Here is a 6,585-nt window from a genome sequence, read left to right as displayed (position 1 = left end):
ATATGAGGTTTCGCTCAATTTGCCGGCTTCAAAACGCAATATTTTCAAGCTCCGCGAAAGTTGATTGAACCGGGCGCATTACAGTCCGTTTCTCCGCCGATAACATTCCTTCGGGAGGAATCGAAGCGGTGCGCCGGGGGTCGCATTGCTCGGCATGAACAACCAGCTTTGAGGCCTTTTTGTCGATGACCACCCAGATTTCCCCGGACCGCGATTCGCGTGTCTCGGACCGCGATGCGCGTGTCCCCGATCGCACTGAGCGCGACACGCGCATAGACGTGCTCCGTGCTCTCGCTTTGCTGACCATCTATGTCGACCATGTGCCAGGTACCGCCTTCGAGTATCTGACCTACAAGAATTTCGGCTTTTCCGATGCGGCGGAAGTCTTCGTGCTGATCTCCGGCATCTCGGTCGCACTTGCCTATGGCAGGAAATTCCAACCTGGAAACCGGCTGCTGGCAACCCTGAAGATGTTGCGCCGCGCCGGTGTGCTTTATGCCACCCACATCGTCACCACCATGGTGGTGATGGCCATGTTCTGCGCTGCGGCGGTGTTTGCCAGGCGGCCGGAGCTTTTGACGATGATCAACATCGAGCCGTTGATCAAGAATACGCCGCAGGTGCTGATCGGCATCGTGACGCTCGGCCACCAACTCGGCTACAACAACATACTGCCCGTCTATGCGGTGCTGCTCTTGCTGACGCCGGTGTTCCTGCTCATTGTCAGCTATCGGCCGGTCTTGGCACTGGTCGCCTCCGGCGCCCTGTGGCTGGTCGCGGGGGTTTATCAAATTGCTCCGCCCAACTATCCCGAGCCCGGCTTCTGGTTTCTCAACCCGCTGTCGTGGCAGTTCCTTTTCAACATCGGCCTGGCAGGTGCATTGCATGTGCGTCGCGGCGGTACCATCCCGGTCAATCGCTGGCTGGTTGGCGCGGCCTTGGCCTACACCGCTGTGGCACTGGTCTGGGTGCACAGCCCGCTTTGGGGGCATATCTCCTGGTTTGGCCTGCCTCCGGTGCTGACCGGCTTCGACAAGACGTTCCTGTCGCTGCCGAGGCTGCTGCATATATTGGCGGTGAGCTACCTGATCGTGGCATTCCCGGCGGTCTCGAACCTGTTTCGCACCGGACGCGATCATCCGCTTGCCATATTGGGCAAACGATCGCTGCCGATTTTCATTGCCGGCACGGTGCTTGCAATGGCGGCGCAAGTGCTGAAGCTGATCAATCCGGGCGGATTTGCCTATGACAGCCTGTTGATATCGGCCGGCATCGTCATGCAGTTCGCGCTCGCCTACTATCTCGAATGGCTATCGGGCCTTGGCTGGTCCGGCAAAAGCAGGCCGGCTCACAACGCCGCACCGCCCGTCCATGCTGCATCCTTCGCGATGCCGGCCATGGCGACAAGAATGGGCCGTTGAGCTCAGGCGGGCGAGGGGCCGGATGAGGCTCGCACCACGAGTTGGACCGGCAGCGATTGCCGGCTGAACGAACCGTCATTTTCAAGGATCGCCTTGACGGCAAGGCGGCCCATCTCGGCGATCGGCTGGACGATCGTGGTCAGCGGCGGCTTGGAAACCGCCCCCTCCGGAACACCGTCGAAGCCGACGACCGAAACATCGCCCGGCACCGCAATGTCGTGCTGCCGCAGCCAGTCCAGCGCATGGAGCGCCATCCTGTCGGACATCGCCAGAATGGCTGTCGGCGTCTCGGCACCGGCGAAAATATGGTCGAGGCCGGCCCAAACGCTCTTCTCGTCATTGACGGTTTCGTAGATCGGCACGCGCGAGACGTCGACGCCGACCCGGGAGAGTTCGGCGAAATAGCCACGCAAGCGGTCGCGCGTAGCCGAGTAGAGGGCCATTTCCACCTGCTCCCTTGTGGTAGGGCCGAAGCCTGCGTCGGCACAGGGCAGGGTAAGCACGGCAAAGCGGCGATGTCCGAGTTCGGTCAGGTGGCGGGCGGCCAGGCCAGCCCCGGCGATGTTGTCGACGCCGATTGCTGCAACGGCGTCGTCGTCGTCCGAATCGAGATCGAGCGCGACAAAAGGGAGTTTGCGTTCACGCGCCAGTTCGACCAGCCTTGAACCGCCATCGACGCAAAAGACGATGAAACCGTCGACCAGCGCACTTTGGATGTTCCAGGCAAGCTGTTCGTTGTTGGCTGCGGAGACCAGCGAAATCCCCGCACCGGTCGCGTCGCAGGCCTGCGAGATGCTGGCCATCATCACCCGGGCAAAGGGGTCGTCGAAGAAATAGGAGAGGGGTTCCGCGGTCGCGACACCGATGGCATTGACCTTGCCGGCGCGCAGCAGCCGGCCCTTGGGATCCGGTCCGCCATATCCCATGGCCTCGGCTGCCGCCTTGACCCGCTCGCGGACCTCCTCGCGCACGATCTCCGGCCGGGCGAACACGTTGGACGCGGTGCCGTGCGACACGCCGGCCGCCTTGGCAATGTCCGCCAGACGGACCGGTCTTGTCTTTGCAGAGGTCAATGGCGCCATCTTCGTCTCCTGAATTCCTCCCTCCTAACACTTTCGTTGGATCGGTTCAAATTTTGACTTGATCACAGTCTCGGCAAGGCGTATGTTTGAATCGATCCAAGCGAACGGTGGTTCTCTAAATTGGATCGATTCAACATATTTAGGGGAGTTGTGCCATGCATCCCGTCAATTTTCTCTTCGAAGATATCTACCGCAACGACTGGAGCATCTCGTCGAACACCACGACGCAGAAGCGCCGTGGCAAAGCCAGCCCATGGGTTCGCGAGTTGCGGTTCCTTGTGGAGCGCAAGCGGAGCTGATCGTGGTCGGTTTTTCGCGCCTGTCGATTGGATCGATTCAAGGACTAGAAGGAGCGCACATCATGCATCCCGTCAGCTATCTGTTCGAAGACATCTACCGCAACTATTGGGGCATCGCGAGGCCGGAACGGCATTGGTTGGCGAAGCTGCGGCGACGCAATCGCGAATTGCTCATCAAGCCCGAGCGCCGGCAGGACTAGCAGCCCACGCTTTTACATTTGGCGCGGGCAGGCGTCAGGAACGCATGCGCACCAGCGCCGAGGCGGCGATCGCCAGCCAGCCGGTAATGAGTAGCGTGCCGCCGATCGGCGCCGACAGCGGGAACAGCCGCGACCCGATGAAATCGCGGGCCAGCAGATCGCCGCAGAACAGCAGAAGCCCAACCAGCAGGATCAGGCTGCCGATGCGCAGCATCCGGTTCGCCCCAAGCAATCCGGCGGCGAGGAAGACCGGCGCATGCATCAGCAGGAAGGATGCGGCGGTGCCGACGAAGGCGCCGCCCAGATGCGCCGCCGCGGCCGACAGCGCCACGCCGGCGGCGCCGCACAGGCCGCCGGCCAGGACGAGGATACGGCCGCTGTTGTCGGAAGGTCGTTCGGCCGTGCTCATGTCCATGGCTCCGTGATATCAGAGGGATGCCCAATCCCGTCAGGACTTGCCGGCTTTGGCGAGCATGTCCTGCTCGCGGCGCGACTGTGCCAGCCAGTTATACACCGCGCCCCCGGCCATCAAGACGGATGTGCCCAGAAACACCGAGCGCATGCCGAAATGGCCGCCGGCAAAGCCGCCGAGCAGGGGACCGGCGACCTGCCCGACATACTGGGCGGAAATCGACAGGCCGAGCACATTGCCGCCGACCCCATCGGGAACATTGTGGCGGATCACGCTGGTGATGCAGGGCAAGAGCCCGCCCAGCGCCAGGCCCATCAGGAAACGCAGGCCGATGAGTTGCCAGCTTTGCGTGACGAAGGCCTGCGGGATCAGCAGCAGTGCCGAGACGGCAAGCGCGCCGATGATGACGTTCCAGTGGCCGACGCGGTCGGCGAGTTTGCCGAGGCGCGAAGCCGACAGGATGGCGCCAAGGGCCGCCGCCGACATGACGACGCCTGATATCAGCGTGACGCGGCTCTGGTCCTCGATGAGCTGCTGCACATAGACGGTGATGATCGGCTCGATCGACATGGTGGCGAAGCTCAACAGCATGCCGGTCGCCAGCATGGCGACGACAGGCCGCTTGTCGGGGATTTGTGCCCAGCCGCCTTTCTGCTTCTGCTTCGACGCGGCGTCTGCTGTTTTCGGCCGGGGATTCTCCTTGATCAGAAACGTGGTCGCCAGGAACGCCAGGAAGATGACGCCGCCGGAGAGGAGAAAGGTGGCGCGGATGCCGATCAGCGGCGGCAGGGCGCCGCCCACCAGTGGGCCGACCAGAGCCCCACCCGTGATGCCGGCCGACAGCAGGCCCAGCGCCCAGCCGGAGCGTTCCTTCGGCGTCTGCATGGCAACGAGGATGGTCGATCCCGAGGAATAGCCACCGGCAAACCCGATCAGCAGCCGCAGCAGCACCAGTTGCCAGACCGTCTGCACCATGCCGGTCAGCGACATGCATATGGCCATGCCGAAGCTGGCGCGAACCAGCATCACCTTGCGGCCGTAGCGGTCGCCGAGACGTCCCCAGAGCGGCGCCACCAGCGCCGCCGCGAAGAACGTCGCGCCATAGGCTATCCCCGACCATTGCACGATCGCCGCGTGGCCCTCGGCGCCGAGCTGCTCGATATAGAGCGGCAGGAACGGCAAAAGCAGCGTCATGGCGACAAGCGTCGAAAACGATCCGGCAACGCACACGAACAGATTGCGCCGCCAGTGGATGTTGTAGGTGCTGTCGGTCGCCGGGGGCGTGTTCTGCTGCTGCATGTCATATGTCCTGTCCCAGCAACTCTTATCGATGCTTGCTGCGGATACCAATTTGGGATACCAAGATGGTGCCCCTGATGGACGCAAGCTTGACCGCTGTCAATGCGACCGTCTCAAACGTGATCGGAAAAGGCGGCCGGCAAGACGATCGCCAGCAACGATCAGAAAATGGAAACGACAATGTCGCAGATGCAGAGCGTCGAAAAACAGCTTCGGCAAATGATCCTGGGCCTCGAGATCGGTCCCGGCGAGAAGCTGACGGAGCGCTGGATCGAGAGCCGCTTCGGCGCGTCGCGAACCCCGGTCAGGGCAGCACTTCTGCGGCTCGAGACCGAGGGCCTGGTCGGCAGGGACGGACGTGGCTGGACGGTGTCGCCGATCAATCTGGCTGAACTCGAGCAGATCGCCGTCTACAGGGAAGCGGTCGAGGTTGCGGCGCTTCGCCTGACATGCAGCCTGGCGGACCGGAGCGCCCTCGATGTCATCGAGGCGATGCTCGAGTCCTGCGACAACGACACGCCGCGCGAGGAATGGCATCGCGTCGGCATGGATTTTCACATCGAACTGGCGCGTCTGTCGGGCAATGAATTCCTGTTCCGGGCGGTGCGCGATGCCATGACGCGCCTGTCGCGGGCGCGTTGGCTGGAGGTCCGCGACGAAGCGGCCCTCAGCCGCGCCTGGGCCGAACATCGCGCCATACTGGCGTCGGCACGCCTTGGCGACGCCGATGAAGCCGCGCGCCTGCTGTCAGGCCACATCGTCGGCAGCCGCGACCGGCTGGTGACGTCGCTGGCCAACGATCGGCGCGGTCTTCGCGCCAGAGGCTTTGCCGTCGTTGCTGCTTAAAGGTGGATGAAGGGGCGCAAAGCGGCGTCTGGACGTATGCGCACTTTCGCCTCGCTTCGCAGACGCCGATGGCGTAAGGAGCGGCCATGGAAAACAACCGATTTGAAACACCTGTGACTGTGAAGTCAGTCGCGGCGGGAAGCACTCAGCTCTTGCGCACGGCGCGTGAGGCTTCCGACTACCTCCTCAACAGCTGGCCCGGCAAGCGCAGCCCCAAGCATCGCGCGGCCCTGCAGGCCTGCCATGACGCACTCGCCGGCGACAAGCCGGCGATGAACGCCAGGCGTGCCTTCATCGCGGCAGCACGCGAAGTGGACGTGTTCGTCAGCGACAAGGCGCCCGCCTGACACAAGCCGACATTTGGGGCGGCAATCTGGATTGAGGCACGGCCCGCATCTGCGGGCCGTTTGCCGTCACTTTGCCGTTTCGGTTTCGGCTTCAGTCTCGTCTTCGGGCTTCGAACGTTCCCTCGCTGCAACCTTTGCTGCCAGCTTCTCGGCCTTCTTGGCCGCCTTCTGGCGGTCGCGTTCCTTGCGTTCCTGATCGTAGTTTGGTGGTCGCGCCATATTGGCTCCTTTTCACTGCCTCGCGGCTCTGGTCCTGCCTAGGAGCATTAGCCGTCAAACACAACAGCTGAAGCGATAGTGCGTCGATGATGGCCAGGCTTGCAAGATGCGCGTCGCAATGAAGGGGCCAGGTCCATCATTGCGGCGGCCAATACCTATCGCCATCGATTTGCCGATCAGATGCCGCTTCGGTCAATCACCAGATCTGCAGCACCAAAACGGTCCTTTGCCGTCAGCTGCTGGTGCCAGTAGGGATAGAGCAAGGGCGGCCGGCTGACCGCATCGAGGCGCTCGCGCTCCTCGCCGGAAAGCACCAGGCTTGCCGCCGCGATGTTGTCCCGGAACTGCGTTTCCGTCCTGCCGCCGATCACCAGCGAACTGACGGCCGGCCGGCCAAGCAGCCAGGCCAGCGCCACCTGCGCTGCCGACACGCCGCGCTGCGCGCCGATCTCGACAAGCA

Annotated in this window: 11 protein-coding genes; 5 read left to right on the top strand and 6 right to left on the bottom strand. The window is 63.0% G+C overall.

The genetic code is table 11. The features are described 5' to 3' along the window. Positions 1-28: 28 nt before the first annotated feature. Positions 29-193 carry a hypothetical protein gene (locus EN906_RS37310; protein ID WP_164749024.1) on the bottom strand — a complete coding sequence of 55 codons (165 nt, stop codon included), beginning with the start codon at positions 191-193 and terminating at the stop codon, positions 29-31. Between EN906_RS37310 and EN906_RS18160 the strand changes: the two genes are divergently transcribed. After that, positions 186-1,421, top strand: coding sequence for an OpgC family protein (locus EN906_RS18160; RefSeq protein WP_127273590.1), 1,236 nt, complete (start codon positions 186-188; stop codon positions 1,419-1,421). The genes EN906_RS37310 and EN906_RS18160 overlap by 8 nt on opposite strands. Before the next feature lie 2 nt (positions 1,422-1,423). Here EN906_RS18160 and EN906_RS18155 read toward each other — a convergent pair whose 3' ends face one another. Further along, entirely contained in the window at positions 1,424-2,503 is a 1,080-nt protein-coding gene (locus tag EN906_RS18155) for a substrate-binding domain-containing protein (RefSeq protein WP_127270806.1), read from the bottom strand. Between the two features lie 155 nt (positions 2,504-2,658). Between EN906_RS18155 and EN906_RS18150 the strand changes: the two genes are divergently transcribed. Together EN906_RS18150 and EN906_RS18145 are read left to right on the top strand one after the other, a co-directional pair. Next, complete coding sequence (locus EN906_RS18150; RefSeq protein WP_126068772.1) at positions 2,659-2,802, top strand: hypothetical protein; 144 nt, start codon at positions 2,659-2,661, stop codon at positions 2,800-2,802. A gap of 2 nt (positions 2,803-2,804) precedes the next feature. Continuing rightward, positions 2,805-3,002, top strand: coding sequence for a hypothetical protein (locus tag EN906_RS18145; RefSeq protein WP_164763223.1), 198 nt, complete (start codon positions 2,805-2,807; stop codon positions 3,000-3,002). A 34-nt stretch (positions 3,003-3,036) separates the two neighbouring features. Here EN906_RS18145 and EN906_RS18140 read toward each other — a convergent pair whose 3' ends face one another. Together EN906_RS18140 and EN906_RS18135 are read right to left on the bottom strand one after the other, a co-directional pair. Further along, entirely contained in the window at positions 3,037-3,411 is a 375-nt protein-coding gene (locus EN906_RS18140; RefSeq protein WP_127272732.1) for a DUF423 domain-containing protein, read from the bottom strand. A gap of 39 nt (positions 3,412-3,450) precedes the next feature. Further along, the gene (locus EN906_RS18135) at positions 3,451-4,713 is read right to left on the bottom strand and encodes a multidrug efflux MFS transporter (protein WP_127272733.1); all 1,263 of its coding nucleotides are present in this window, start codon (positions 4,711-4,713) and stop codon (positions 3,451-3,453) included. Positions 4,714-4,893: 180 nt separating this feature from the next. Between EN906_RS18135 and EN906_RS18130 the strand changes: the two genes are divergently transcribed. Together EN906_RS18130 and EN906_RS18125 are read left to right on the top strand one after the other, a co-directional pair. After that, positions 4,894-5,559 (top strand): GntR family transcriptional regulator, encoded by a 666-nt coding sequence (locus tag EN906_RS18130; RefSeq protein WP_127271432.1) that lies wholly within the window; start codon positions 4,894-4,896, stop codon positions 5,557-5,559. Positions 5,560-5,672: 113 nt separating this feature from the next. Next, positions 5,673-5,906 carry a DUF982 domain-containing protein gene (locus tag EN906_RS18125; protein WP_244506945.1) on the top strand — a complete coding sequence of 78 codons (234 nt, stop codon included), beginning with the start codon at positions 5,673-5,675 and terminating at the stop codon, positions 5,904-5,906. A gap of 66 nt (positions 5,907-5,972) precedes the next feature. Here EN906_RS18125 and EN906_RS18120 read toward each other — a convergent pair whose 3' ends face one another. Next, positions 5,973-6,125 carry a hypothetical protein gene (locus tag EN906_RS18120; RefSeq protein WP_013532262.1) on the bottom strand — a complete coding sequence of 51 codons (153 nt, stop codon included), beginning with the start codon at positions 6,123-6,125 and terminating at the stop codon, positions 5,973-5,975. 176 nt (positions 6,126-6,301) lie between these two features. Then, the coding region (locus tag EN906_RS18115; protein WP_206529115.1) for an aldo/keto reductase at positions 6,302-6,585 on the bottom strand (284 nt) is incomplete at its 5' end.

Source organism: Mesorhizobium sp. M7A.F.Ca.CA.004.06.1.1, from assembly GCF_003999135.1.
Lineage (GTDB): Bacteria > Pseudomonadota > Alphaproteobacteria > Rhizobiales > Rhizobiaceae > Mesorhizobium.
The sequence above is the reverse complement of the archived record's forward strand: the minus strand, read 5'-3'. Positions and strand labels throughout refer to the sequence as shown.

Excerpts from the sequence above, each read along its gene's own strand:
- EN906_RS18140 (WP_127272732.1), bottom strand. The coding sequence starts at position 3,411 with ATGAGCACGGCCGAACGACCTTCCGACAACAGCGGCCGTATCCTCGTC.
- EN906_RS18150 (WP_126068772.1), top strand. The coding sequence starts at position 2,659 with ATGCATCCCGTCAATTTTCTCTTCGAAGATATCTACCGCAACGACTGG.
- EN906_RS18135 (WP_127272733.1), bottom strand. The coding sequence starts at position 4,713 with ATGCAGCAGCAGAACACGCCCCCGGCGACCGACAGCACCTACAACATC.
- EN906_RS18155 (WP_127270806.1), bottom strand. The coding sequence starts at position 2,503 with ATGGCGCCATTGACCTCTGCAAAGACAAGACCGGTCCGTCTGGCGGAC.
- EN906_RS18120 (WP_013532262.1), bottom strand. The coding sequence starts at position 6,125 with ATGGCGCGACCACCAAACTACGATCAGGAACGCAAGGAACGCGACCGC.
- EN906_RS18160 (WP_127273590.1), top strand. The coding sequence starts at position 186 with ATGACCACCCAGATTTCCCCGGACCGCGATTCGCGTGTCTCGGACCGC.
- EN906_RS18130 (WP_127271432.1), top strand. The coding sequence starts at position 4,894 with ATGTCGCAGATGCAGAGCGTCGAAAAACAGCTTCGGCAAATGATCCTG.